3 protein-coding genes are annotated in these 1,557 nt (G+C 64.4%); 2 read left to right on the forward strand and 1 reads right to left on the reverse strand.

All coding sequences use genetic code 11. The features are described 5' to 3' along the window. Both NFX52_RS30090 and NFX52_RS30095 read left to right on the forward strand, forming a co-directional pair. A partial coding sequence (locus tag NFX52_RS30090) for a DUF3108 domain-containing protein (protein ID WP_252636000.1) occupies positions 1–734 on the forward strand: 734 nt, incomplete at its 5' end. Between the two features lie 194 nt (positions 735–928). Beyond that, entirely contained in the window at positions 929–1,228 is a 300-nt protein-coding gene (locus NFX52_RS30095) for a BTH_I0359 family protein (protein WP_055392879.1), read from the forward strand. Positions 1,229–1,320: 92 nt separating this feature from the next. Here NFX52_RS30095 and NFX52_RS30945 read toward each other — a convergent pair whose 3' ends face one another. Further along, on the reverse strand, positions 1,321–1,446 hold the full coding sequence (locus NFX52_RS30945; protein WP_255354171.1) for a hypothetical protein: 126 nt from the start codon (positions 1,444–1,446) through the stop codon (positions 1,321–1,323). Positions 1,447–1,557: the final 111 nt, after the last annotated feature.

Genomic DNA, 1,557 nt, shown 5'->3' on the forward strand with positions numbered 1-1,557 from the left:
CATCAGCGCCTCCCCCCTCTGAAGCCACAACAGGCGTGGACATCGCCCCGCCCGGGGCTGGCACGGACCACACGCCCAACACGGCACCACCACCTGTGCGCCTGCCCCCGCCTACACGGCTGGCGTTTGATGTGAGTGGCCAGGCAAAGAAATTTGCCTACAACGCCCGCGCCGAGCTGCTGTGGCAGCACGATGGCAGCCGCTACGAGGCGCGGCAGGAGATCAGCGCGTTTTTGGTTGGCACCCGGGCGCAGCGCAGTGTGGGTGCGATCACGGCCCAGGGGCTGCTGCCGGAGCGGTTCTCGGACCGGTCGCGCAGCGAGCAGGCAGCGCACTTCGACTACACCAAGGGCCGGGTCACCTTCAGCGCCAACACGCCGGACGCCACCGTGGGCCCGGGGGTGCAGGACCGGCTGAGTGTGTTCATCCAACTCGGTGCCCTGCTCGCCGCCGATCCCGCCCGGTTTGTGACCGGCACCCAGATCACGCTCACCACGGTGAGCGCGCGCAGCGCCGACCGCTGGACCTTCACCATCGAGGGTGCAGAAACACTGGACCTGCCCACCGGCGCCACGCCCACCCTCAAGTTGCAGCGCCTGCCCCGCAAGGACTACGACCAGAAGGCCGAACTGTGGGTGGCCCCCGCACTGGGTTATCTGCCAGTACGCATCAAGCTGACCCAAGCCAACGGCGACTTCGCCGACCTGCAATTGAGCCGCAGCGGCCCGCCTTGATGGTCTGGAGGGGTCTTGTTAAAAAGTGTTGCGCAGGAGCGCCATCCCACCAAAATAGACCCGCGAAACCGGAAGCACCGGGTTTTCATGAAATACTGCATCGGCAAGGGGACAAAAGCCACGGGCTTGGCCTGTGCCACTTGAACTCTGCGCACCCGCTGTCATCTGACATCTATATCGACAAGGGGAACACGATGCACATGCTCTACGACTCAGAATCCTTCGTGGTGGTCCACATGCTGCCCGACGCCGTGGAGAAAAAGAGCGCCCAGGTGCTCAACGACACCGCCCCCGCCGTTCCCCAGCTCGCGCGCCACGGCTTTGAAATCGTGGACAAGCGCTCCGGCAAAGAGGTGTATCTGGACGGCTCCTGGGCCGAGATGTTCCAGGAGCAGATCCTGGCCTGGCAGCGCGACACCCCCACACAGGAAGAAGTGGAAGACGCGCTGGACCGCTATGCGGGCCTGGCACAGAACCCGGTCGTGGTGCACTGACCGCATCCTCCACAGCAGCCATCCCTGGATGGCCCGGGAGGCCCAGATCGGTCTCATCCATTCTCGACAGACTGGGACAGCGCCCCCAGTCGTCACACCTCAATCACCTCGGGCGGCAGCCCCTGCAGGTGCCGTTCATGCATTGCCAGATAGGCAGCCTCGATATCGCGCGCAAACTGGTGGGTGTTGAACAAGGGGGACTGTAAGCGGCCAGCCATGCCACCTTGACGGCGATGTCGGCTCCCTTCAGCAGCCGTTGATCTCGTCAACCGCGTCCCCGCCGTCGTAGAACTTACCGATGGCTTTGTCCAGCCTCTTGAGCAACGCGT

This window comes from Acidovorax facilis, assembly GCF_023913775.1.
GTDB classification, from domain to species: domain Bacteria; phylum Pseudomonadota; class Gammaproteobacteria; order Burkholderiales; family Burkholderiaceae_C; genus Acidovorax; species Acidovorax facilis.

Coding starts and splice junctions, on each gene's coding strand:
- NFX52_RS30095 (WP_055392879.1), top strand. CDS start 929: ATGCACATGCTCTACGACTCAGAATCCTTCGTGGTGGTCCACATGCTG.
- NFX52_RS30945 (WP_255354171.1), bottom strand. CDS start 1,446: ATGGCTGGCCGCTTACAGTCCCCCTTGTTCAACACCCACCAGTTTGCG.